We start from the raw sequence: 23,046 nt of genomic DNA, 5'->3' as shown, positions 1-23,046 counted from the left end.
CCCGACACGGCGGCTGCCTGCCCGGCATCACGGCATGATGGGCACGTGACCCGCCGACGTCTGCCTGCCTGGATGTCGCTGGGCGGTGCGGTGCTCGTCGGGGTGCTGACCGCGGCACAGGCGCGCATCAACGGGCAGCTCGGTGTCCGCCTAGAGGACGGGCTCGTGGCCGGGGCCGTCTCGTTCGGGTCCGGCCTGCTGATTCTCATCGTCCTGTCCCTCGCACTCCCGGTCGGGCGTCGCGGATTCAGCGCGCTCGTCTCGGGGGTTCGTTCAGGCGGCATCCCGTGGTGGATGCTGGCGGGCGGCGCAGCCGGAGCCCTGACCGTGGCGACCCAGGGGATCGCCGTCGGCATCATCGGGGTGTCGCTGTTCACCGTGGGAGTGGTGGCCGGCCAGACGGTCTGCGGACTTGCGCTGGATCGTGCCGGCTACGGGCCGGCGGGAGTCGTCGCGGTGACCCTGCCCCGCGTGGCCGGTGGGGCCCTCGCGCTGGTCGCGGTGGGAATCGCCGTGGTCGGCGATGGGCTCAGCGGCATCCCGCTGTGGCTGCTGCTGCTGACCCTGGCAACCGGTGTCGGCGTCGCGTGGCAGCAGGCGACCAACGGCAGGCTCAAGCAGCGCGTCGGGACACCGCTGACGGCGACGCTGGTGAACTTCATCGGCGGGACGCTCATCCTCGCCGCCGCCGCGGCCGTGCACGTCGCGGTGGTCGGGACCCCGGCGGCCGCGCCGACGGAGCCGTGGCTGTACTTCGGCGGCGCGATCGGCGTGGCCTACATCGTCCTGTCGGCAGCGCTGGTCGCACACACCGGTGTGCTGCTGCTCGGCCTCGGGGTGGTGGCCGGGCAGCTGATCGCCTCGTTCGTGCTCGACGTGCTCTGGCCGGCGCCCGCGGGTCCCGGGCTGGTGCAGGCGGTCGCCATGGTGGTCGTCGCTCTGCTGTCGGTCGTGGTCGCCACGGTGCCGTGGCGGCGTCTGCAACGCTAGCGGTCAGACCTCGTCGGCGGCGGCGTCGATGCGCTCGACCGTCGCCGTGTCCGCGGGCAGCCGGGTGAGGTGATGACGCGCATCTACGGCCTTGCGGCGTCCGAGCCGGGCGTTCGCCGGCTTGCCGCCGACGTACAGCCAGCCCAGGAGCTCCTCCCGCTTGCCCAGACCGTGCACCTTGGCGACCGCCTTGCTGCGGGTGTAGTGCCCGGTGCGCCAGATGACGCCCCAACCGGCCTCGTCCAGCAGCAGGCTCAGCGTGTGGGCGACACCGGCGGCGACGGCCTCCTGCTCCCAGCGGGGGACCTTGTCGTTTTTGCGGTAGCTGACCACGATGGCGATCAGCAGCGGCGCGCGCAGAGGCTTGGACGAAGAGCCCTTGTCGCCGTTGGCCTTGTTGATCGCCCTGCCCAGGCGCTCACGATCGGTTCCGCGCAGCTCGATGAGCCGCCACGGCTGCAGCGAGGAGTGATCGGCGACCCGCCCGGCCGCGGACACGAGGGTGAGCAGCTGAGACCGGGTGGGTGCGACATCGGTCACTTTCGACCAGGAGCGCCGCGCCCGCACCGCCTCCAAGACCGGGGCCACGCGGCCCGCGGCTGCGCGCGACGCGCCGGCGGAGGGCGGAGGGGTCGCGGGGACGGTCATGTTCCGGATTCGGGAGTGAAATCGAGCGCGAGCGAGTTCATGCAGTACCGGTCGCCCGTGGGCGTGCCCACGCCATCCGGGAAGACGTGGCCCAGATGGGAGCCGCACGACGCGCAGCGCACCTCGGTGCGCAGCATCCCGTGGGTGCGATCTTCGATCAGCTCGACCGCCTCGGGACGCACCGACTCGTAGAAGCTCGGCCAGCCGCAGTGCGAGTCGAACTTCGTACCGCTCTGGAACAGCTCCGATCCGCACGCCGCGCACGTGTAGAGCCCGGCACGGCTCTCATCCAGAAGCTCACCGGTCCACGGGCGCTCGGTGGCGGCCTCTCGCAGCACCTCGTACTGCTCCGGAGCGAGTTCGGCGCGCCACTGCTCGTCGCTCTTCTGAACGCTGTAGGTCATGGGAGTCCCTCCTTAGCCAGCCTCCATTCTCCCGCACTGCAGCCGGTCACGTCGCGCTCAGCCGCCGTCTCACCACGAGAATGGGACGGTGGATGCCGCTGCCGTCGCCGAACGCTTCGAACGATTCGCGTTCGATGAGGCGATCGGACGGTCCGCCCTCTACGCCGACTGGGCCGCGGGCGTCGCGAGCGACCTCGCTGTGCAGGAGATCCTCGTGCGCATCCCGGCCGAGCGCCGGCAGCCGCCCCTTGTCTTCGCGGTCACCCGGATGCTCGGGGCGCCGGAGGATCCGTACCGGCAATGGCGGGAGTGGCTGATCGGGCATGCGGACGCCGTCGTGGCGGAATGCTCCCGGCGCACCCTGCAGACCAACGACCCGCTGCGGTGCGCCGCACTGCTGCCGGCGCTCAGCGGGCTGGAGGGCCCCCTGGCGCTGCTGGAGGTGGGGGCCAGTGCGGGTCTGTGCCTCTATCCGGACCGGTACTCCTACCGCTACCGCGGCGGACCCGCCCTGGATCCTCACGACGGTGTCTCGCCCGTGGTGCTCGAATCGGCCGTCCATGGGAGACCGCCGCTGCGGCTGCCGGATGTGATCTGGCGCGCCGGCATCGACCTGGCACCGCTGGATGCCTCGGATGCCGCTGACCGCCGGTTCCTGCTCAGCCTGGTCTGGCCGGGGGAGCAGGGCCGCGCGCAGCGGATCGAGGCCGCACTCGACCTGGTCTGCGCCGACCCGCCCCTGCTCGTACGCGGCGACGCGACCGTGCCCGGGGAGCTCGAGGAGCTCGCCGCCTCCGCCCCGTCGGAGGCGACGCTGGTGGTGACCACGCCGGGCGTGCTGCCGCACATCCCGCGGGCCGGCCGCGACCGCCTGCGCTCGATCATCGCCGCGATGGACGCGGTGTGGGTCTCGATCGACCCCCCGATGGTGCACCGGCAGTGGAATCGCGGCGCCGAGCGGGACGGGTGGGACGGTTTCGTCCTGACGCGCGACGGTGCGCCGCTGGCGACGGTCGACCCGCTCGGGGCTTCTGTGGAGTGGCGCACGGGTGGGGCGTCCGGACGGCGCTAGCGTGATGGCGTGCCCCTCAGCGACCGCGACCGTGCCATCCTCCGGTTCGAGGCGGAGTGGCGTCGGCACGCGGGGGCGAAGGAGGAGGCGATCCGGGCGGATCTGAATCTGTCACCGGCACGCTATTACCAGCTGCTCGGCCGGCTGATCGACACCGCCGACGCTCAGGAGCACGACCCGATGCTCGTGAAACGGCTCCGCCGCATCCGCGACGCGCGGCAGCAGGCCCGCCTCGCCCGCGCCTCCGGGGCTCCCCGGTAGTCGTATCGCCGCCGCGCAGGACCTCCATCGGCACGCCGCACGGGCTCCGGCCGCGGGCGGGTACCATCGGGGGGTGCCGAGAACGACCTTCCCGCGGGACCGCTTCGACGACCTTCCCGCGGATGCGGGCCGGGTCGGCGCCCATCGCGCCGAGAATCCGCGGATGCGCGGCTGGGTCGTGCTGTTCTGGGCGGTGTTGGCGACCGTCGTGCTGATCGCGGTCGGCATCTTCGGAACTCTTCTGGTCAGCGGCCGGGTGGTGCTGTTCCCGACCCCGGAGCCGACCGTCGCCCCCTTGCCGATCGTCACGCCGGTCGTGGACACCACCTTCGACGTCCTGGTTCTGAACGCCACCCCGGAGTCGGGACTGGCGACGCAGACGAAGGACGTCGTCGTCGCCGCCGGCTGGGCCGAGGACACCGTGCTGGCCAGCGAGGCCGGTTCGACAGACTTCGCCGAGACGACGATCTACTACTACCTGCCCGAGGATGAGGCCGCCGCAGCCGGGCTTGCCGAGGTGATCGGCGGAGCCCGGATCGAGCAGAGCGACGTGTACCAGCCGGCAGAGGATCCGGAAGCGCGACAGTTGACGATCGTCATCGGACTGGATCGCACATCGACGCCGCCGGACGCCACTCCCGCACCGTGACGGCCACCCGTGTTTCACGCGGGTAAACAGTTCGATGCACGCGTGTCAACACTGGTCTCAGACCTGAATCCGCGCGCATCGGCGTGCATACGATGGCGGTGTTTCCCCGCAATCCAGGAGAGTCTCATGACCCAAGGCACCGTCAAGTGGTTCAACGCCGAGAAGGGCTTCGGCTTCATCACCGTGGCAGAGGGGCAGGACGTCTTCGTGCACTACTCCAACATCGACATGAGCGGATTCCGCGTCCTCGAGGAGGGCCAGGCCGTGGAGTTCATCGTGGGCACCGGCCAGAAGGGGCCCCAGGCGGAGTCCGTTCGCGTCGTAACCTGACTCCCTCGCGCCGACGCGCGGCGCCCCCCGGCGCGCGTCGGCCTGGTCCGACGGCCATGTGTTCGTCCCCGGCCCGGATGACGTCCGGAGTCGGCTTGCTCCCTGCGGCTTGCACTCGGTAGTGCCGAGTGCCAGAATGGATTAGCACTCGACACATCTGAGTGCTAAGAATTCGCATACGTCCGGGAGGGACGAGAAAACACATGGCTAAGATCATCGCTTTCGACGAGGAGGCCCGTCGTGGTCTCGAGCGCGGCCTGAACATCCTGGCTGACGCCGTCAAGGTGACACTGGGCCCCCGCGGTCGCAACGTCGTACTTGAGAAGAAGTGGGGCGCCCCCACGATCACGAACGACGGCGTCTCGATCGCCAAGGAGATCGAACTCGACGACCCGTTCGAGAAGATCGGCGCGGAGCTCGTCAAGGAGGTCGCCAAGAAGACCGACGACGTCGCTGGCGACGGCACCACCACCGCAACCGTGCTGGCTCAGGCACTTGTCCGCGAAGGCCTGCGCAACGTCGCAGCCGGCGCTGACCCCATCTCGCTGAAGCGCGGCATCGAGAAGGCCGTCCAGGCCATCTCGGACGAACTGCTCGCTTCGGCCAAGCCCGTCGAGTCCAAGGAGCAGATCGCGGCCACGGCATCGATCTCCGCGGCTGACACCACCATCGGCGACCTGATCGCCGAGGCGATCGACAAGGTCGGCAAGGAAGGCGTCGTCACCGTCGAGGAGTCGCAGACGTTCGGCACCGAGCTCGAGCTCACCGAGGGCATGCGCTTCGACAAGGGTTTCATCAACCCTTACTTCGTCACCGACCCGGAGCGTCAGGAAGCTGTCTTCGAAGACGCGTACATCCTGATCGCGAACCAGAAGATCTCCAACATCAAGGATCTCCTGCCGATCGTCGACAAGGTGATCCAGGACGGCAAGGAGCTCGTCATCATCGCCGAGGACGTCGAGGGCGAGGCGCTTGCGACTCTCGTGCTCAACAAGATTCGCGGCATCTTCAAGTCGGCGGCGGTCAAGGCTCCCGGCTTCGGCGACCGTCGTAAGGCGCAGCTGCAGGACATCGCGATCCTCACCGGTGGCCAGGTCGTCACCGAAGAGGTCGGTCTCAAGCTGGAGAACGCGACGCTGGATCTGCTCGGCCGCGCTCGCAAGGTGATCATCACCAAGGACGAGACGACCATCATCGAAGGTGCCGGCGACGCCGCTCAGATCGAGGGTCGCGTGACCCAGATCCGTCGCGAGATCGAGAACACCGACAGTGACTACGACCGAGAGAAGCTCCAGGAGCGTCTCGCCAAGCTCGCAGGTGGCGTTGCCGTCATCAAGGCGGGTGCGGCAACCGAGGTCGAGCTCAAGGAGCGCAAGCACCGCATTGAGGACGCTGTCCGCAACGCGAAGGCTGCGGTCGAAGAGGGCATCGTCCCCGGTGGTGGCGTCGCGCTGATCCAGGCAGGCAAGGTCGCGTTCGCGACGCTGAACCTGACCGGTGACGAGGCGACCGGCGCGAACATCGTTCGCGTGGCCATCGAGGCACCGCTCAAGCAGATTGCGCTGAACGCCGGTCTCGAGCCCGGTGTCGTCGCGAACAAGGTTGCCGAACTGCCCATCGGTCATGGCCTCAACGCCGCAACCGGTGAGTACGGTGACCTGTTCGCACAGGGCATCATCGACCCGGCCAAGGTCACGCGCTCTGCTCTGCAGAACGCGGCCTCGATCGCCGCGCTGTTCCTCACCACCGAGGCCGTCGTCGCCGACAAGCCCGAGCGCGCAGCCGCTCCGGCCGGTGACCCGACTGGTGGCATGGACTTTTGACGCAACCCGGGTCGACGCCGCGCAGCGGCGTTGATGCGGGGCGGGTCAAGGTCGAGTAGGCCGCGCAGCGGCCGTATCGAGACCCCGTCTCACCAGAAGAGCCCCTCCTCCGGGAGGGGCTCTTCTGCCTTCGGTGCGGGCGCCAATGTCACCGGAACAGGCTCATCGTGGCCTGCTCGGCGTCCGCGTACTGCCGGCCGGCGGCGCTGAGTGCAGTGTTGATGCTCGTCAGGCTGTCCTCGACCTGGCGCTGGGTGGCCCGCCACTGGTCGATGACCGTGGCGAAGGCGGCCGACGCGCTCCCTGTCCAGCTCGTCTGCAGCTGGGTCAGCTGGGTGAGCATCGCCTGCGTCTCGCCCTGCAGACGGTCGATGGTGCCGCGGACGGCGGCGGTGGTGGCAAGAACGGCGTCGCTGTCGACGGAGAAGACGGCCATGAGGACTCCTTGATCGGTGAACCGGGGTTCTCACGCTAGAAGCATCCGTGTGTGCCGTTCCGGCCGCAGACCGCGCCTGTCGGACTCCGGCGTGCAGGCATCGCTGGGGAGGAGAGGACGCTCAGTCGGGCGGGGACTCGAAGCGGGTGAGCGGCTGCGTCTCGATGAGCAGGTGATCCTGAGCGTCCCGTTCCCCGGCCAGCGGGATGCCGACACGGAAGGTCGCACCACCGCCGGGAGTGTCGCGCACGGTGACCGTGCCGTGCAGGGCCTCGACGATGGATGCGACGATCGACAGCCCGAGTCCGGTGCCCCCCGTCTCCCGGGCGCGGGACGTGTCGGCGCGCCAGAAGCGCTGGAAGATCTTCTCCCGGATCTGGGGTGGGATGCCTTCGCCATGGTCGGCCACCTCGATCCACCCCAGGCCGGCTTCGGCGTCGACGCCGACGCGCAGGTCGATCGGTGAATCGTCCGCGGTGAAGCGCCGCGCGTTTCCCAGCAGGTTCGCCACGACCTGGCGGATGCGGTTCTCGTCTCCGAGCACGATGGGCTGTATCGGTTCCGTCACGGGTGCGGCCGTCACCGGCTCGGCAGGCGCGGTCTCGTCCGCGGAAGGCTGCTCATCGGATGGGGCCAGGCGCTGCCGGCGTCGCAGCAGCGAGAGCGCACCACCGCTGACGCGGGCGATCGCCGATGTGGGCACCCCGGCGCGCCGCCGCGCATTCCGTTCGGACTCGGCAGCCGAGTTCGCATCCCATTGCACGCGCGGAGCGGGCGGCTCGAGCGTGGTGTCGATCACGGTGACCTGGCGGTGCGGAGATGTCGCACGCACGTCCAGCGCGGCATCCCTTGCGATCGGTCGCAGATCGACCGGCGCGATGATGACATCTCGTCGCTCGTCGAGCCGGGCCAGTGCGAGCAGGTCCTCGACCAGCACGCCCATCCGCACCGCCTCCTTCTCGATGCGGTCCATCGCCTGCGCGACCTCGTCGTCGCCTGAGATCGCGCCCATGCGGTAGAGCTCCGCGTAGCCGCGGACGGTGACCAGCGGTGTGCGCAGTTCGTGGCTGGCATCGCCGATGAACCGGCGCATCTGCCGTACCGACGAGTCCCGCTGGTTCAGCGCGGCATCGACCCGGCCGAGCATGGCGTTGATGGCGGCTTTGAGGCGGCCCACCTCGGTGGTCATCGGCTCGATGTCGGTGAGGCGCTGGCTGAAATCACCCGCAGCGATCGCCATCGCGGTCTCCTCGACCTGGCCGAGGCTGCGGAACGTCAGGGTCACCAGCCATCGGGTCAGCAGGGCACCGCTGATGATCGCGATGACCGACAGGATGCTGTAGATCCCGAGGAACGTGCCGATGGCCTGATTGATCGGCGCGGTCGGCAGCGCCACCATCTGGCTGAACAGCGCCCCGTTGACCTCCAGGGGAGCGACACTGGCGCGGAACTGCGCGCCGGTCTTGCTGTCCTCCAGCGCGAAGGTGTCGATGCCGCCGGTCAGGGTCTTCTCCAGGGCGAACTTCGCCGGGAAATCCGGCGCCGGCTCTTCGCCGCCGCCGCTGATCAGCAGCGCTCCCGGCGGTTCGGCCGCATACAGGGCGACGTGGTAGTCGGTGCGCGGCGGATCACTCTTGTCCGCGACCTCGGCGACCCCGTTGGCCACCTCGATGTCGAACAGCCCGGTCGCCGTCTCGGCGGTGGCCGCCTGCTGGACGGTGCTCTCCAGGTTCGCGATCAGCGCGTTCCGGAAGAAGACGGTGGCCCCGGCGCCTGTCGCGAACAGGCCGATCGCGAGCACGGCGACCGTGACCCCGGTGACCTTCGCGCGCAGGCTCACGCCACGCCACCTTCGGGTGACCGCGTCCGTCTTCTGCGCCAGGGCGGCCCCTTCGAGTCAGGGACCGCGTCAGGCGGTCTTGCCGGCTTTGAGCATGTACCCGAAGCCGCGCTTGGTCTGGATGAGGGGTTCGCTGGAGTGCGGATCGATCTTGCGCCGCAGGTAGGAGATGTAGCTCTCCACGATTCCGGCATCCCCGTTGAAGTCGTACTCCCACACGTGATCGAGGATCTGCGCTTTCGACAGCACGCGATTGGGGTTGAGCATCAGGTAGCGCAGCAGTTTGAACTCGGTCGGGCTCAGGTCGATCGAGACATCTCCGACCAGCACGTCGTGGGTGTCCTGGTCCATCGTCAGCTCGCCGGCGCGGATGACCGATTCCTCATCGGCCTGCATCGTGCGGCGCAGAATCGCCTGAATGCGCGCGACGATCTCGTCCAGGCTGAACGGCTTGGTGACGTAGTCGTCGCCGCCCGCGTTCAGGCCGGTGATCTTGTCCTCCGTCTCGTCCTTGGCGGTGAGGAAGAGGATCGGGGCGGTATATCCGGCGCCGCGGAGCCGCTTGGTGACGCTGAACCCGTTCATGTCCGGAAGCATGACGTCGAGGATGATGAGGTCTGGTTCCTCCTCCAGGACGGCCGAGATGGTCTGGGCGCCGTTGGAGACGGCCCTGACCTGGAATCCGGCGAACCTGAGGCTCGTGATAAGCAGGTCGCGGATGTTCGGTTCGTCGTCGACGACCAGGATGCGCGGTGCGGTCATGCCCTCATTATTGCCTTGTCGGGGGTGAATGCGTGCGAAGCGCGCGTGCAGGCGGGTCGGGCTGCGCGCCGCCGGCGGGTCGTGGAGCTACCCGAGGGGACCCTCTAAGGTCGGGCGGAAGGGTGCGCGCCGCCACGTCGCGCTCCCGTGTCATGAGGGTCCACCCACGCTGCGACCGTTCGAGCGCGTCGTGATCAAGACCGAGGAGAGAGCATGTCTCACATCGTCATCATCGGCCGGCGGCGGCCGGTGCGTGTGCTGCACGGCGTTCCGGCGGGGGACCGCGATGCCCTCGCGTGAGGAGCTGCTCGCGGCGTACCGGCTGCCCGATCGGGAGACACCGCGGATCCGCATGAACTTCATCGCCAGCGTGGACGGCGCCGCGACCGTGCACGGCGGCAGCGCAGAGCTGGGCGGAGTCACCGACCGGGCCCTGATGCAGATCCTGCGTGCGATGGCGGATGTGATCGTGGTCGGCGCCGGCACGGTCCGAGCGGAGGGATACGGTGGCACCGGGGTGGGGGGCGCGGATGCCGCGTGGCGCACGTCGCAGGGCTTGCCGGCCCAGCCCCCGCTGGCGCTGGTGTCCCGCGGGCTGGAGATCGCGCCGCAGCATCCCTTCTTCGCCGAGGCGGTGGCCCGCCCGCTGGTGGTCACCTGCGCGGACGCGGACGCCGCACGGCGCCGGGCGCTGGAGGAGGTCGCCGACGTGCTCGTCTGCGGCGAGACATCGGTGGATCTGCCGGCGATGCGCGACGCGCTCGCTGAGCGGGGACTGCGGCAGGTGCTCTGCGAAGGCGGCCCGCATCTGTTCGGCGCGCTGTACGAGGACCGGCTCGTGGACGAGGTCTGCCTCACCCTCGCCCCGCGCCTGGTCGGAGGCGACGCCGGCCGCATCCTGCGCGGTGCCGACGAGGCGGCGGCGCGGCTGCGCCTACTGTCCGTCCTCGCCGACGCGGAGGGGTTCGTGCTGCTGCGCTATGCGAACGTTGCCGGCGGCGAGGGCGATCTCAGCTGATCGCCCCGCGCACGATCCGGCTGACGAGGGGGCGGATCTCGGCATCCGGGTCCACGGTCAGGCGGTGCAGCACGACGCCTTCCAGACCGGCCATCAGCGCGCGAGTGGATTCCCCGGGGTCGGCCGTGCCGATGGCGGTCAGGAGCGCACGGATCCACTCGTGGAACGCCGCGCGCTGCGCGAGCAGTGGGGCCAGCAGGCCCCGGTCGGTGCCCGCCTCCAGGAACAGCGCATACCGCGCCCGCGTCCGGCCGGCGAAGCGCCCGGTCTCCGCCCCGATCATGCCGGTGAAGGCGTCGATGAGCCGCTCCGGTGTGTCGATCGGGTCGGCCGCCGCCTGGGCGAAGTCTCTGCGCTCGCTCTCCGCGATCCAGGCGATCACACCCGCGAGCAGGGCATCCCGGGTGCGGAACCAGTTAGAGGTCGATCCTTTGGGCAGTCCGGCCCGCTCGTCCACGCGCGCGTGGGTCAGCGCCCGGATGCCCTGGTCGCCGATGAGCGCGACGGCCGCGTTCAGGGCTTGCTCTCGTGTCCTGCTCACCCGCTCACTTTAGGTGCGGCATCCCCACTACAAAAGTAGTGACACGTCACTACGGAAGTAGTATTCTCGCTGCCATGGGCGAGCAGAGGGATACCGCGGCCATCCTCGAACGAACCGTGCCGGTGCGGGGGCTGAACGTGCACGTGAGAGAGGCGGGTGCCGGAACGCCCCTCTTGCTGCTACACGGCTTTCCGCAGAGCTCTCGCGAGTGGGTGGGCACCGTGCCGCACCTCGCGCCGCTGGGTCGCGTCATCGCGCCGGACCTGCGCGGGTCGGGTCGGACCGATGCCCCGCGCGGATCGTACGGCCCGGACGCGCTGAGCGAGGACGCGGTGGCGCTGCTGGATGCGCTCGGGATCGATCGCGCCGTCGTGGTCGGCCACGACATCGGGGCGCTGACGGCGTTGTCGCTGGCGGTCCGGAGCCCGGAGCGCGTCTCGCGCCTGGTCGTGCTCGCGGTGCCGCCCTTGTACCTGCGCATGACCGGGTCGATGCTGGGCAGCGCGAAGCACCTGTGGTTCCAGTACGCGCTCGCCACGCCCGGGCTGGGCCCCCGACTGCTCAGCGGCGGTGGGCAGCGGCTGCCGCGGTGGCTGTTCTCGGCGTTCGCGGGTCCGGCGGGTGGAGTGCAGGCAGTCGATGTCGAGGACTATCTCGCCGCCCTCCGCGACCCCGACCGGGCCTGGGCCGGGTCACGCGTGTACCGGCAGCTCGTGCTTCCGCTGTTCCTGCGCATCGTGCTGGGCAGGTACCGCACCCGGCTGCCGGCGATGCCCACCCTTGTGCTGCTGGGGGAGCAGGACCGGATTCTGCGCAGGGACGCCCTGGCGGGCGTGGAGAAGTACGCAGCGGACGTGCGCGTCGAAGAGGTCGCCGCGGCCGGGCACTTCCTGGTGGACGAACAGCCCGCCGAGGTCGCACGTCGCATCGCCCGGTTCGCAGGGCTGACCGGGGCCGGGTGAGTCAGGCCGCGATCGCGTGCGCGTCCAGAATCGTGTAGCTGTAGCCCTGCTCGGCCAGGAAGCGCTGGCGGTTCTGCGCGAAGTCCTGGTCGACCGTGTCCCGCGCGATCAGGGTGTAGAAGCTCGCGGTGCGACCGGACTCCTTCGGCCGCAGCAGGCGTCCGAGCCGCTGCGCCTCCTCTTGGCGTGACCCGAACGAGCCGGAGACCTGGATGGCGACGGATGCTTCAGGCAGGTCGATCGAGAAGTTGGCGACCTTCGAGACCACCAGCAGCGTGATCTCCCCTTCGCGGAACGCGCCGTAGAGCCGCTCCCGCTCGTCGACCGGCGTCGCGCCGGTGATCTGCGGGGCGTCGAGGGCCTCGGCGAGGATGTCGATCTGATCCAGATACTGCCCGATGACGAGGATCCGCTCTCCGGCGTGCCGCTCCACGAGCTGGCGGACCACGCCGATCTTGGCGTGTGCGGTGGCGGCGAGCCGGTAGCGCTCGTCGTCGGCGGCCGCTGCGTACTCGAGGCGGTCGACGGCGGGCAGATCCACGCGGACCTCGTAGCACGCGGCGGGGGAGATGAAGCCCTGCGCCTCGATCTCCTTCCATGGGGCATCGAACCGCTTCGGCCCGATCAGACTGAACACATCGCCCTCGCGTCCGTCCTCTCGCACGAGTGTCGCGGTCAGCCCGAGCCGGCGGCGCGCCTGCAGGTCGGCGGTCAGCTTGAAGACGGGCGCGGGCAGCAGGTGGACCTCGTCGTAGACGATCAGGCCCCAGTCCAGCGCGTCCAGCAGAGCGAGGTGCGCGTACTGCCCGGACCGCTTGGCGGTGAGGATCTGGTACGTGGCGATGGTGACCGGCTTGATCTCCTTCATCTGCCCGGAGTACTCGCCGATCTCCTCCGCGGTCAGGGAGGTGCGCTTGAGCAGCTCGTCGCGCCACTGGCGCGCGCTGACCGTGTTGGTCACCAGGATCAGCGTCGTCGTCTTCGTGTCGGCCATCGCGGCGGCGCCGACCAGCGTCTTGCCGGCACCGCAGGGGAGCACGACGACGCCGGATCCTCCCTCGGTGAAGATGTCGACGGCCTGACGCTGGTACGGGCGCAGCGACCAGCCGCTCTCATCGAGCTCGATCGGGTGGGGCGTGCCGGGCGTGTAGCCGGCGAGGTCCTCGGCCGGCCAGCCGATCTTCAGCAGCTCCTGTTTGATCTGCCCGCGCGCCCAGGCGTCGATCACGAACGACTCCGGCGAGGGGCGACCGATCAGCAGGGGCTGAATGCGCTTGTTGCGCGACACTTCGGTCAGGACCGCCGTGTCGGTCGCGGTCAGCAGCAGCCGGCCGTCCTCGTCGCGTTCGATCGTCAGACGCCCGTAGCGTCCCACGGTCTCGCGGATGTCGATGGACACCGATGGCGGCACCGGAAAACGCGACCAGCGCTCCAGCGTGTCCAGCATGTCCTCGGCGTCATGGCCGGCGGCGCGGGCATTCCACAGGCCCAGCCTGGTGATGCGGTAGGTGTGGATGTGCTCGGGCGCGCGCTCGAGCTCCGCGAAGATGGCGAGCTCGTGGCGCGCCGATTCCGCGTCCGGGTGCGCGACTTCGAGAAGCACAGTGCGGTCGCTCTGCACGATGAGGGGGCCGTCAGCCATAAGGATCGATTCTAGCCGGGCAGCGGTGCCATCGGCTCGCGGTGGTGTGCGGGAAAGGGGCTCAGGGTGCGGGGCGCACGCTGACGATGCTCGAGACCGGAAGGGTGCGCTCCACGTCGGCCCCGCGATCGCGACCGCGCAGGCGGCCGCCGCCCAGCCCGGAGGCCTCGAGCGTGAGTGAGCGCTCGGTGCCGTCCGGCATCCGCACCACCACGATGATCGCGGTTTTCAGGCGGACCGCCTGCTCCAGTTCGCGGCCCAGCCACGCGGCGTCCGCGTCGGTCTCGTGTCCGGCGCGGAGGGCGCCGATCAGTCGTGCGTACACGTCGCGCGGTGCCGCCTGTGCCGCCGCCTGCGCGGCGCGCGCGCGGCGATGCAGCGATTCCGGGGCACCCTCGCCGTCCAGGGCGACCACCGGATAGCGAGCGTCCGCGAGCGACCAGTACACCGAGTCGCGGGCGGCCCGTGAGGTGAGCTCGTGACCGTCCCGCACGAAGCCGAGTGGCCGCAGCGCCTGGTCGACCAGGATCGTGTCGCGCAGGCTCGGGTCGGTGGCTTCCAGGCGGGTGCGGCCGGATGCCGCGTCGGTGCGCACCCGGATCAGCCCGTGCCGCGCAGCCGTGCTGTCGATGAGGTAGTCCAGAGGCTGTGGGATGCCGGTCAGCGAGATCTCGCGCAGGAAGGAGCGGATGGACTCCGCCGTCTCACCCTCGGTCATGCCGGCGCCGAGCGATTCGGTGCTGAACCGGTACGTGGATGCCTGGGCGCGGGATTCCCGGACGGCGATGGTGCGCAGGCGCAGGTCCAGCGCGGGTGCCAGCGGACCCGGGGCGATCGCGGTCAGATCCGCCTGCAGATAGACCCGGTCGATCTCGGCCGGGAGGTGCTCAGCGAGCGTCTCGGTGTCGGGGTCTGCACCGGCGCGCAGGGAGGACGTCCATGCCAGCTCGGTGCCGGCCGGCGTGATCAGACCCCACATCTCGGCGATGCGACGCAGCCGCGCTGCGCGCTCGGTCCACTCGGTGTGCAGCGGGTAGGCGGCCGACCACGTGTCCGGAGGTCGGAACCCGCCCTCCGGGGTGCGCAGGCCGGGGGGAAGCGCCTCGCGCAGTCCGACTGCGACGATCGACCAGCGGCGAGTGGTCGTCGCCTCGAGCCACTCGGTTCCGGCGTCGGTGACGACCCACTCGCGGCCGACCGGCACCACCAGGCCGCCCGCCTCGGCGGCGGCGACCAGGTCGTCGATGTCCTCTGCGGAGCCCAGGACACCGGCATCCGTCAGCCGCCGGCGATCGACGGCGCTCACGGCACCGGTGCCGGTGCGAGCCAGCGGCGTGTGCAGTCCCGCGAGCAGGACGTCCGCGAGGATGCCCACCGTTGTGAACGCGCGCTCAGCCGCCGCTGCGGCATCGGCGGGGTCGGCACGGGCAAGGTCGTGCTCGGGCTCGGCCACGAACGCGTCAGGACGCGCCGCTGCCAGCGCCCGCACCCGCGCGGTGACCGCGCCGTAGGGGACGGCGTTCTCGCCGACGAGGGCCAAGGACTTCAGCGGCTCCTCCTCGTGCGCGTCCACCGGTGTGCCCTCGAGGGCTTCGGCGAGCGATACCAGCGCCGTGCGGGGGAGCCGGGCGATGGCGCGCTCCAGGGACGTGGAATCCAGCATCCCCGCGGCCGCGTCGAAGAAGTCGTGCCATGACGCCGCCGGTGCCACACCGCGCTCGGCGAACGTGCGAGCCAGAGCATCGTCGTCGGTGGACGCGAGGCGGATGGCGAGTGCCCGCTCGTCAGAGACCATTCAGTTCCCTCGGTTGGCTCGCGCCCTTCGCACGAAGGTCATGATCAGCAGCGCCACGATCATGAGAAACGCGACGGGAAGGGCGATCAGCGGGAGCAGGGCCACCACGGGCCAGACGCCCTCGGTGAAGTCGGTCACGCCTGCCGGTCGCGCGATGATGACCGCGAAGAAGCAGCCGATCGACAGGACCGCCAGACCCAGCGACATATAGGCCAGAATGCGGTCGAGGCGGCGAATCGGGATGTCCCCGCCTGGGGTGCTCGTACTCATTGGAGTCAGCCTATCGGGTGTCGGGCGTGCCGTAGGCTGTGGGCAGGGCCGATCGGCTCGGGTTCCGCCATGCCCATCGCACGAGGGCGCACGACACAGCGAGGTTTCCATGCCCACCGGCAAGGTCAGGTTCTACGACGAGGAGAAGGGGTTCGGCTTCATCGCGTCCGATGATGGCCAGGACGTCTTCCTGCATGCCACCGCCCTTCCCGCCGGCGTACCGGCACCGAAAGCGGGCACCCGGCTGGAGTTCGGCGTGGCCGACGGCAAGCGCGGACTGCAGGCGCTGTCCGTGCGTGTCCTGGAGGCCCCGCCGAGTCTGGCGAAGCGGGCGCGAAAGCCCGCGGACGACATGGCGATCATCGTCGAGGATCTCGTGAAGCTGTTGGACGGCATCGGCGGCGATCTGCGTCGCGGTCGCTACCCCAGCGGCTCCCACGCGAAGAAGGTCGCGGCCGTGCTCCGCAAGGTCGCCGATGAGCTTGACGCCTGAGCCGATCGACGAGACGACGGCACGCGAGCTGGCGCTCGCCGCGCTGCGTGAGATCACGCCCGCCTCGACCATCGGAGAGCTGGCCCAAAGCACCGTCCACGAGGACGGCGTCCTCACGCTGCGCTTCGATAACCGCATGCAGGGATACCCGGGCTGGTTCTGGACGGTGAGCCTGGCGCAGGTCGAGGACTCCGCACCGACGGTGCTCGAAGTCGAGCTGACTCCCGGCGAGGGCGCGCTGGTCGCACCGGATTGGCTGCCGTGGGCGGAGCGCCTCGCCGAGTACCAGGCGACGCAGGCTGCGCTGGCCGCCCAGGGCCTGGCCACGGACGACCTCGTCGTCGCCGACGAAGATGACGAAGACGATCTCGACGACGTCGACGACCTCGATGCGTCGGACTTCGACAACGACGGCTCGCCCATCCTGCATTCTGGGGACGTGGACGGCGTCGACATCGACGAACTCGCCGATGACGAGGACGACTCGGATGACGACGACGACTCGGATGACGAGGACGACTCGGATGACGACGACTCGGATGAGGACGAGGACTCGGATGACGAGGACGACTCGGACGAGGACGACTCGGACGAGGATGATGACGACGACGACGACGAGTCGGATGCGGAATTCGCGAAGCTGAACCGCTCGCGGTCGTGAGGCGGTAGGCGGCTCGGGGTACGGCGCGCGTTGCGCCCTGCCCGACCGCCGGGGCCTTGCGCGACCACGGGTTCGGCTCGTCAGGAGAGGTCTCGATACGGGCGCGGTGCGCCCTACTCGACCTTGACCCGGTTCGCGTCAACGCTTCGCATTGACCCGAACCGCGTCAACGAACCGCGTCAAGCACGAAGTCGATGCAGCGGATCAGCTGCCGGACATCGTCGGGCTCGATCGAGACGAACGTGGCCACGCGCAGCTGGTTGCGGCCCAGCTTGCGGTAGGGCTCGGTGTCGACAATGCCGTTCGCGCGCAGGGTGGCCGCGATGGCTGCGGCATCCACCGAGTCGTCGAAGTCGATCGTGACGACCACCGGCGAGCGATCCGCCGGATCGGCCACGAAGGGGGTCGCCACCTCAGATGCCTCTGCCCAGTCGTACAGTGCCTTCGATGACTCGTGGGTCCGCTGGTCCGCCCAGGTGAGCCCGCCGTTATCGAGGATCCACTGCAACTGCTCGTCCAGCAGGAACAGGGTGGTCAGCGCCGGCGTGTTCAGAGTCTGGTTCAGGCGGGAGTTGTCCAGCGCGTTCTTCAGGCTGAGGAACTCCGGGATGTACCGGCCGGATGCCGCGATCCGCTCGATCCGCTCGATCGCGGCGGGGGAGACGACCGCGAACCAGAGGCCGCCGTCGGAGCCGAGGTTCTTCTGCGGGGCGAAGTAGTAGACATCCGCCTCGCCGGCCGCGAAGTCGATGCCGCCCGCGGCGCTCGTGGCGTCGATGACCGTCAGCGCGCCCTCGTCGCCGGCGACCCGCGCGATGGGCGCGGCGACGCCGGTCGAGGTCTCATTGTGCGGCCACGCGTACACATCGATGCCGCTTACCGGCTCGGCTGTAGAGCGGGTGCCGGCCGGCACGGTGCGGACATCCGGCGCCTCCAGCCACGGAGCCTTCGCGGCGGCGGCGAACTTGCCGCCGAATTCGCCGAACACCAGGTTCTGGCTGCGGCGCTCGATCAGGCCGAAGGCCGCGGCATCCCAGAACGCTGTCGAACCGCCGTTGCCGGCGATGACCTCGTAGCCCTCCGGCACGCGGAACAGATCCGCGAGGTGCGAACGGACGGCGCCGACCAGGTTCTTCACCGGCGCCTGACGGTGCGAGGTCCCCAGCAGGGCCGCCCCGCGGGTGAGCAGGCCCTCCAGCTGCGCACCGCGCACCTTGGAAGGGCCGCAGCCGAATCGTCCGTCGGCGGGCAGCAGATCGCTCGGAATCACGAGGTGGGGCATCCTCCGATTCTATGGTCGAGAGCACCGCCGCCTTTGTCGCCGTGTCGTTCCGGGACGTGTGAGGCCCTGTCCCGGTTGCGATCACGGCCCGACTCCGGGCTCCGACCGCGAGGAGCCGACGGACGCTCCGCGCGGCCGCGCCGCCGTCGGCCGTGACCTGCGCAGGACTGGATAGGCTGGTCTTGCCCTATTTCCGCGTCTGCGAGGCATGATGACCGACCTGATCGACACGACAGAGATGTATCTGCGCACGATCCTCGAGCTCGAGGAGGAGAACATCGTTCCCCTTCGTGCGCGCATCTCCGAGCGACTCGGTCACTCGGGTCCCACCGTGTCGCAGACCGTGGGGCGTATGGAGCGCGACGGGCTGGTCGTCGTCTCCGAGGACCGCACACTCGAGCTGACCGACAGCGGACGGCAGAAGGCCGTGGACGTCATGCGCAAGCACCGCCTCGCCGAGCGGCTCCTGTCGGATGTGATCGGACTGGACTGGGCCTACGTGCACGAAGAGGCCTGTCGCTGGGAGCACGTCATGAGCGAGCAGGTCGAGCGTCGCCTGGTCGAGCTGCTCGGCCACCCCACCGAATCTCCCTACGGCAACCCGATCCCAGGCCTGGACCAGCTCGGCGATGTGCCGGCCAAGACCTTCGAGCAGGGTGTCATCGGTCTGGTGCGGCGGCTCAATGCCGAGGGCGGACCGATCACCGGCACCGTCCGCCGCCTGGCCGAGCCGGTGCAGGTCGACCCCGAACTGCTCCAGCAGCTGAAGGCGGCCGGCGTCCTTCCCGGTGCGACCGGCGACTACCGGTACAGCGAGGGGTACGTGCTGGTGCAGATGGACGGCAGCGACGAAGGTCTGGAACTGCCCGTCGAGGTCGCCTCGCACATCTTCCTCGTCGACGACCCCCGCTGAGGTCGGTGGCCGTTCCGCCGGCCGGATGAGGGCTTTGGGAGCGGTTGCACACGCCCAGAACCTTGCCAGTTCCGCAGCGTGACATATTCGTTACCTTCAGGTAGCGTGGGGGAGTCCACAGGCGAGAAGCCCGCCGTCGGACGCCACACGGATTGCCTCCCCGGCTCGTCGTCCGCGTGGTCTCACCCGCATCGTGCCCCGACATCGAATGCTGACGAGCCAGTGCCTTTATGGTGCGGAGGCGCCGGAGGAACTATTGGCTGAAGAAATACACTCGCCCGCGAGCGACCCCCAGCGCGCAGAGACCAGTCTCACGCGACGCGACCGCGGACGAACCGGCGCACTGCCGGGAACCAAGACAGCGGCGGCCCGCCGCCCGAAGAAGCAGCGAGCCGCTCGAACGGCACCTGCGGGTCGCGCCTCCGGCAAGAAGGCCGGACCCCTGCGCAGTCTGGTGATCCTCAGCATGGTCGGCGGGCTGATCGCCACCGTTGCCCTCCCCGCCTACGGCTCCTGGCGCCCCGAGGCCGAGGCGGTCACCCTGCAGCAGGTCGCCGCCGACGACGCCCAGTCTCTGCTGGTCGCCTCGGACTCCACCGGAGCAGCGCTCGCCCGCGAGAGCTATTCGGCGACGACGCAGGAGGAGATCGATCAGCGCAAGGCCGAAGAGGCCGCCGCTGCGGCCGCCGCGGCCCGCGCGCGTCTGACCTCGACCGTGTCGGCCGGACTCCCGGTCAACATCGCCCTCGTCTCGCCCGGTAGCGGCGAAGTGCGCTGGCCCCTCCTGAACTTCACCCTCGGTCGTGGACTGTGGGATTCCGGCTATCACCAGGGAGTCGACCTGCTCGCAGCGGGCGGCACGCCCATCTACGCCGCCGCCGCAGGCGTGGTCAGCGTCTCGCAGGAGAGCTATGGCGGCTACGGTGTCGCCGTCACGATCGATCACGTCATCGGCGGACAGTCGGTCAACACGCTGTACGGCCACATGACCTACGGCAGCCGTCAGGTATCGGCGGGACAGTACGTCCAGGCCGGTCAGATCATCGGCCTGGTCGGCAGCACGGGCAGCTCCACCGCCAACCACCTCCACTTCGAGGTGCACATCAACGGCGGCGTCGTCGACCCGTGGGCGTGGCTTCAGGCCAACGCCGGCTGAGCCCGCTCGGCCCGCGCCGAGCCCCGCGTTCCCCGACACGCCCCGACGCGTTCATCCGCTCCTGCGACCCCGCCGCGTTGGGCGTGCGTTAGCCTGAAACCCGACGCTGAAAGAAGCGGAGGGCGCCGATGGACCGCACACCACGCATCCGAACCATGGATGCGATTGGACGCCATGTCCTTCGGCATTGCACGATTCACTGCCGCGGCTCTGCCGTGGCGCCGAGGCGCTGTCTGTAGACAGCGTCTTTTTTCATGCCCCTGCGCACCTCGAAACGTCTCCGTAAGTCGAATCACCGGGAAGCCGTCCCGGCCGTTCGAGAGGATGAGGAATGCGCACTCTGGTGCTCAACGCGGGCTACGAACCGCTCGCCGTCGTGTCGTTCAAACGGGCGCTCGTGCTCGTGATGAACGAGAAAGCCGTGGTCGTCGAGCATGTCGACGGTGATCCCGTCTGGGGTGCGCGGGGCCGCTACGACCGCCCCGCAGTGATCCTGCTCACCCGCTACGTGCGGGTACCCGGTGGCGGGCACGTCCCGGTCACCAGACGGGGAGTGTTGCGCCGAGACGCGCACCGCTGCGGATACTGCGGCAAAGCGGCATCCACCATCGACCACATCCTGCCGAGATCCCGGGGCGGTGCCGACTCGTGGGAGAACCTCGTGGCCTGTTGCCTGCGTTGCAACAACCTCAAGGGCGATCGCACGCCGCAGGAGATGCGGTGGGACCTGCTGATCACCCCGCGACCGCCGCGCGGAGTGCAGTGGACGGTGCGCGGCACGGATCGTACGGATCCGTGCTGGGAGCCCTACCTCGCCCTGGCCGCCTGAGGCCGCTCAGTCGTCACCGAGCACCCGCAGCCAGCGCTCCAGCAGCCGTTCGAGCCGGGCCGCGTCTGCGTGGCCGATCCCGTCGAGCAGGCGGTGCTCGTTGGCCATGTGGGCGGTGAACGCGGCGTCGATCGCCTCGACCCCGTCGGGGGTCAGGGCGATGATGCGCTGCCGTGCGTCGACGGATCCGGCCCGGCGCTCCACGAGGCCGCGCTCCACCAGCCGGTCCACCCGCTTGGTCAGACCGCCGCTGGTGATCATGGTGTGATCGGCCAGGTCTCCGGCACGGCGCGCATAGGGAGTGCCCGAGCGGCGGAGCGCCGCCAGCACGTCGAAGTCCGCCTCGGTCAGGCCGTAGCGGGAGTACACCGCCGCCAGTTCGTCGGTGAGGATGCGGGCGAGCCGGTGCAGGCGCCCGATCACGCCCTGCGGGGACGGATCGAGGTCGGGGCGTTCCCGCCGCCACTCGGCCTGGATTCGTGCGACGCGGTCGGGGGCGGCATCCATAGGGGAAGGATATCTTGCCAGTAAGATAAACTCTCTTCCGTGGAAAATAAATTCGCGCGGATCGGCTGGATGCTGGTGACGGCGTTCGCGCCGATCGCCTGGGGGAGCAGCTACGTGGTGACCCGCCAGCTGCTGCCGCCCGAGTCGCCGCTGTGGGGCGGACTGCTGCGCGCGCTTCCGGCCGGGCTCATCCTGCTGCTGATCGCGCGCCGCCTGCCCACCGGGGCGTGGTGGTGGCGGTCGATGATCCTGGGCGCGTTGAACATGGGCGGCTTCTTCGTGCTGATCTACATCGCCGGTCAGCGACTGCCGTCCAGCCTGGCCGCGACGCTGATGTCGATATCCGCGGTCGTGATGACGCTGCTGGCCTGGGCGATGCTGCGCCAGCGTCCCCGGCTGATCGCGCTGATCGGCGCCGCGGTGGGGCTGGCCGGAGTGGCCGTCATGCTCGGGCTGGGCGGGGGTCCGGTTGACCCGTGGGGTGTGGCCGCGTCGCTCGGTGCGATGCTCGCATCCTCCTTCGGCTACATCCTCACCGCGCGCTGGGGCTCAGCGGTTCCCGCCGTGACGATGGCGTCCTGGCAGTTGGTGGGCGGCTCCGCGCTGCTCATCCCGTTCGCCATCGCCTTCGAGGGCCCCCCGCCCACGCTGACCCTCTCGTCCGCGGCGGGTTTCGCGTACCTTGCGGTGATCGCCACGGCCGTGGCCTACGTCGCCTGGTTCACCGGACTGCGCCGTCTGCCGGCCGGCGTGGTCGGCGTGGTGGGACTGCTGAACCCGGTCACCGGAGTCGTACTCGGCGTGGCGCTGGCCGGCGAAGTCTTCGGCCTCGCCCAGGGCGTCGGCCTCGTACTCGTGCTCGGCGGCATCGTGCTCGGCTCGTTGCCGCCCGTTCGCCGGCGTATCCGGCCTGCGCCGCTGGTCGCCCAGTCGCTCGCGACGGCGCCCATCGCGCTCGCGACTCCTCGCCGGTAGCCGCGCTCGCTGCCTTGGCTCTCGCCGGTAGCTGCCTTTGCTCCCTCCGCTCGCCTGTCGCGAAGTGCGGGGCGTGTCGGCGTGTCGTGACAGGTGAGCGGGGGTAAGGGGATGCCGCGCGGATCGGTGGGCGGCGGAGCGGGAGCTGCGACGCTCGCGGGGCGGGGCGGGGCGTGATGGGATGGGTGTCATGACCCGGGCTCTTCTCGTGATCGACATGCAACGCGCCTTCGACGACCTGGACTTCTGGGGCGCCACGACCAACCCGGACTGCGAGGCCAACGTCGCCGCACTGATCGACGCGTGGACGGGCGCGGGGGATCCGATCGTGGTGGTGCGCCACGATTCGACCTCGCCGCTCTCGCCGCTGCATCCGGACAGCCCCGGCAACGCCCTGGTCGACCCGGTGGCGCGGGTCGAGCCGGCGCTGTCGGTGGCCAAGAGCGTCAACTCGGCGTTCTACGGCGAACCCGACCTGCAGGCGTGGCTGGGCGCACAGGCGATCCGCGAGCTGGTGATCTGCGGCATCCAGACCAACATGTGTGTGGAGACGACCGCGCGCATGGCCGGCAACCTCGGCTACGACGTGACCGTGGTGGTGGATGCCACCCGGACGTTCGACCTGCGAGCGGATGTCGCTGGCCTGGGCGTCGTGACCCGGACGGCTGCCGAGCTCATGGCCACCACCGCGCTGGACCTGCAGGCGGGCGGGTTCGCGAAGATCGCGACCACCGCCGAGCTGATCGGCGATAATCGAACATAATGCACGGTTCGCCCGCTTTCGATG

General features: G+C 69.8%; 26 protein-coding genes. 15 read left to right on the top strand and 11 right to left on the bottom strand.

From position 1 onward, the window contains the following. The first annotated feature begins 72 nt into the window (after nt 1-72). Nucleotides 73-990, top strand: coding sequence for a DMT family transporter (locus QNO12_RS11535; RefSeq protein ID WP_257503477.1), 918 nt, complete (start codon nt 73-75; stop codon nt 988-990). A 3-nt stretch (nt 991-993) separates the two neighbouring features. Here QNO12_RS11535 and QNO12_RS11530 read toward each other — a convergent pair whose 3' ends face one another. Beyond that, nucleotides 994-1,638: a nitroreductase family protein gene (locus QNO12_RS11530; RefSeq protein WP_257503376.1), complete on the bottom strand. Its 645-nt coding sequence runs from the start codon at nt 1,636-1,638 to the stop codon at nt 994-996. Continuing rightward, on the bottom strand, nt 1,635-2,042 hold the full coding sequence (msrB, locus tag QNO12_RS11525; RefSeq protein ID WP_257503375.1) for a peptide-methionine (R)-S-oxide reductase MsrB: 408 nt from the start codon (nt 2,040-2,042) through the stop codon (nt 1,635-1,637). Before msrB ends, QNO12_RS11530 begins: the two co-directional genes overlap by 4 nt. An 88-nt stretch (nt 2,043-2,130) precedes the next feature. Between msrB and QNO12_RS11520 the strand changes: the two genes are divergently transcribed. The 5 genes from QNO12_RS11520 to groL all read left to right on the top strand — a co-directional run bounded on the left by QNO12_RS11520 (nt 2,131) and on the right by groL (nt 6,177). Beyond that, the gene (locus QNO12_RS11520; RefSeq protein WP_257503374.1) at nt 2,131-3,114 is read left to right on the top strand and encodes a DUF2332 domain-containing protein; all 984 of its coding nucleotides are present in this window, start codon (nt 2,131-2,133) and stop codon (nt 3,112-3,114) included. Nucleotides 3,115-3,123: 9 nt separating this feature from the next. Next, the gene (locus QNO12_RS11515) at nt 3,124-3,375 is read left to right on the top strand and encodes a DUF3263 domain-containing protein (protein ID WP_257503373.1); all 252 of its coding nucleotides are present in this window, start codon (nt 3,124-3,126) and stop codon (nt 3,373-3,375) included. A 73-nt stretch (nt 3,376-3,448) separates the two neighbouring features. Beyond that, nucleotides 3,449-4,024 carry a LytR C-terminal domain-containing protein gene (locus QNO12_RS11510; RefSeq protein ID WP_257503372.1) on the top strand — a complete coding sequence of 192 codons (576 nt, stop codon included), beginning with the start codon at nt 3,449-3,451 and terminating at the stop codon, nt 4,022-4,024. 126 nt (nt 4,025-4,150) lie between these two features. Beyond that, nucleotides 4,151-4,354, top strand: a complete 204-nt coding sequence (locus tag QNO12_RS11505) for a cold-shock protein (protein WP_257503371.1) — start codon at nt 4,151-4,153, stop codon at nt 4,352-4,354. A 203-nt stretch (nt 4,355-4,557) separates the two neighbouring features. Then, nucleotides 4,558-6,177 (top strand): chaperonin GroEL, encoded by a 1,620-nt coding sequence (groL, locus tag QNO12_RS11500; RefSeq protein ID WP_257503370.1) that lies wholly within the window; start codon nt 4,558-4,560, stop codon nt 6,175-6,177. Between the two features lie 148 nt (nt 6,178-6,325). Here groL and QNO12_RS11495 read toward each other — a convergent pair whose 3' ends face one another. The 3 genes from QNO12_RS11495 to QNO12_RS11485 form a co-directional block, all read right to left on the bottom strand. Beyond that, nucleotides 6,326-6,613, bottom strand: coding sequence for a WXG100 family type VII secretion target (locus QNO12_RS11495; protein ID WP_257503369.1), 288 nt, complete (start codon nt 6,611-6,613; stop codon nt 6,326-6,328). Nucleotides 6,614-6,734: 121 nt separating this feature from the next. Further along, complete coding sequence (locus QNO12_RS11490; protein ID WP_257503368.1) at nt 6,735-8,453, bottom strand: sensor histidine kinase; 1,719 nt, start codon at nt 8,451-8,453, stop codon at nt 6,735-6,737. A gap of 69 nt (nt 8,454-8,522) precedes the next feature. Then, nucleotides 8,523-9,215, bottom strand: coding sequence for a response regulator transcription factor (locus QNO12_RS11485; protein ID WP_257503367.1), 693 nt, complete (start codon nt 9,213-9,215; stop codon nt 8,523-8,525). Nucleotides 9,216-9,501: 286 nt separating this feature from the next. On the opposite strand from QNO12_RS11485, the gene QNO12_RS11480 reads away from it, so the two are divergent. Next, a complete protein-coding gene (locus QNO12_RS11480; protein WP_257503366.1) occupies nt 9,502-10,233 on the top strand; it encodes a pyrimidine reductase family protein in 732 nt (243 codons plus the stop codon). Here QNO12_RS11480 and QNO12_RS11475 read toward each other — a convergent pair. Next, nucleotides 10,226-10,774 (bottom strand): TetR/AcrR family transcriptional regulator, encoded by a 549-nt coding sequence (locus tag QNO12_RS11475; protein WP_257503365.1) that lies wholly within the window; start codon nt 10,772-10,774, stop codon nt 10,226-10,228. The two genes, QNO12_RS11480 and QNO12_RS11475, sit on opposite strands and share 8 nt — an antisense overlap. A 74-nt stretch (nt 10,775-10,848) precedes the next feature. Here QNO12_RS11475 and QNO12_RS11470 point away from each other — a divergent pair, with 74 nt between their 5' ends. After that, nucleotides 10,849-11,736 (top strand): alpha/beta fold hydrolase, encoded by an 888-nt coding sequence (locus tag QNO12_RS11470; protein WP_257503364.1) that lies wholly within the window; start codon nt 10,849-10,851, stop codon nt 11,734-11,736. Nucleotide 11,737: 1 nt separating this feature from the next. Here the strand turns inward: QNO12_RS11470 and QNO12_RS11465 are convergent, their stop codons facing one another. The 3 genes from QNO12_RS11465 to QNO12_RS11455 all read right to left on the bottom strand — a co-directional run bounded on the left by QNO12_RS11465 (nt 11,738) and on the right by QNO12_RS11455 (nt 15,443). Then, nucleotides 11,738-13,378, bottom strand: coding sequence for a DNA repair helicase XPB (locus tag QNO12_RS11465; protein ID WP_257503363.1), 1,641 nt, complete (start codon nt 13,376-13,378; stop codon nt 11,738-11,740). A 61-nt stretch (nt 13,379-13,439) separates the two neighbouring features. Continuing rightward, nucleotides 13,440-15,173, bottom strand: a complete 1,734-nt coding sequence (locus tag QNO12_RS11460) for a helicase-associated domain-containing protein (protein ID WP_257503362.1) — start codon at nt 15,171-15,173, stop codon at nt 13,440-13,442. Beyond that, a complete protein-coding gene (locus QNO12_RS11455; RefSeq protein WP_257503361.1) occupies nt 15,174-15,443 on the bottom strand; it encodes a multidrug ABC transporter ATPase in 270 nt (89 codons plus the stop codon). A gap of 109 nt (nt 15,444-15,552) precedes the next feature. On the opposite strand from QNO12_RS11455, the gene QNO12_RS11450 reads away from it, so the two are divergent. After that, nucleotides 15,553-15,936 carry a cold-shock protein gene (locus tag QNO12_RS11450; RefSeq protein ID WP_257503360.1) on the top strand — a complete coding sequence of 128 codons (384 nt, stop codon included), beginning with the start codon at nt 15,553-15,555 and terminating at the stop codon, nt 15,934-15,936. Beyond that, complete coding sequence (locus QNO12_RS11445) at nt 15,920-16,597, top strand: DUF3027 domain-containing protein (RefSeq protein ID WP_257503359.1); 678 nt, start codon at nt 15,920-15,922, stop codon at nt 16,595-16,597. Before QNO12_RS11450 ends, QNO12_RS11445 begins: the two co-directional genes overlap by 17 nt. A 166-nt stretch (nt 16,598-16,763) precedes the next feature. Here QNO12_RS11445 and serC read toward each other — a convergent pair whose 3' ends face one another. Next, nucleotides 16,764-17,879, bottom strand: coding sequence for a phosphoserine transaminase (serC, locus tag QNO12_RS11440; protein ID WP_257503358.1), 1,116 nt, complete (start codon nt 17,877-17,879; stop codon nt 16,764-16,766). A 211-nt stretch (nt 17,880-18,090) separates the two neighbouring features. Between serC and QNO12_RS11435 the strand changes: the two genes are divergently transcribed. The 3 genes from QNO12_RS11435 (at nt 18,091) to QNO12_RS11425 (ending at nt 20,777) form a co-directional block, all read left to right on the top strand. Further along, on the top strand, nt 18,091-18,792 hold the full coding sequence (locus QNO12_RS11435; RefSeq protein ID WP_257503357.1) for an iron-dependent transcriptional repressor DtxR: 702 nt from the start codon (nt 18,091-18,093) through the stop codon (nt 18,790-18,792). A gap of 256 nt (nt 18,793-19,048) precedes the next feature. Further along, nucleotides 19,049-19,948: a M23 family metallopeptidase gene (locus tag QNO12_RS11430; RefSeq protein WP_257503356.1), complete on the top strand. Its 900-nt coding sequence runs from the start codon at nt 19,049-19,051 to the stop codon at nt 19,946-19,948. Between the two features lie 331 nt (nt 19,949-20,279). Then, entirely contained in the window at nt 20,280-20,777 is a 498-nt protein-coding gene (locus QNO12_RS11425; RefSeq protein ID WP_257503355.1) for an HNH endonuclease, read from the top strand. A gap of 6 nt (nt 20,778-20,783) precedes the next feature. Here the strand turns inward: QNO12_RS11425 and QNO12_RS11420 are convergent, their stop codons facing one another. Beyond that, a complete protein-coding gene (locus tag QNO12_RS11420; RefSeq protein ID WP_257503354.1) occupies nt 20,784-21,284 on the bottom strand; it encodes a MarR family winged helix-turn-helix transcriptional regulator in 501 nt (166 codons plus the stop codon). Nucleotides 21,285-21,323: 39 nt separating this feature from the next. On the opposite strand from QNO12_RS11420, the gene QNO12_RS11415 reads away from it, so the two are divergent. Both QNO12_RS11415 and QNO12_RS11410 read left to right on the top strand, forming a co-directional pair. Then, on the top strand, nt 21,324-22,259 hold the full coding sequence (locus QNO12_RS11415) for an EamA family transporter (protein ID WP_257503353.1): 936 nt from the start codon (nt 21,324-21,326) through the stop codon (nt 22,257-22,259). Nucleotides 22,260-22,449: 190 nt separating this feature from the next. After that, complete coding sequence (locus tag QNO12_RS11410; RefSeq protein WP_257503352.1) at nt 22,450-23,022, top strand: cysteine hydrolase family protein; 573 nt, start codon at nt 22,450-22,452, stop codon at nt 23,020-23,022. Nucleotides 23,023-23,046: the final 24 nt, after the last annotated feature.

Origin of the sequence: Microbacterium sp. zg-B185 (assembly GCF_030246885.1) — a bacterium.
Taxonomy (GTDB): domain Bacteria; phylum Actinomycetota; class Actinomycetes; order Actinomycetales; family Microbacteriaceae; genus Microbacterium.
This window is presented reverse-complemented; position numbering and strand designations above follow the sequence as displayed.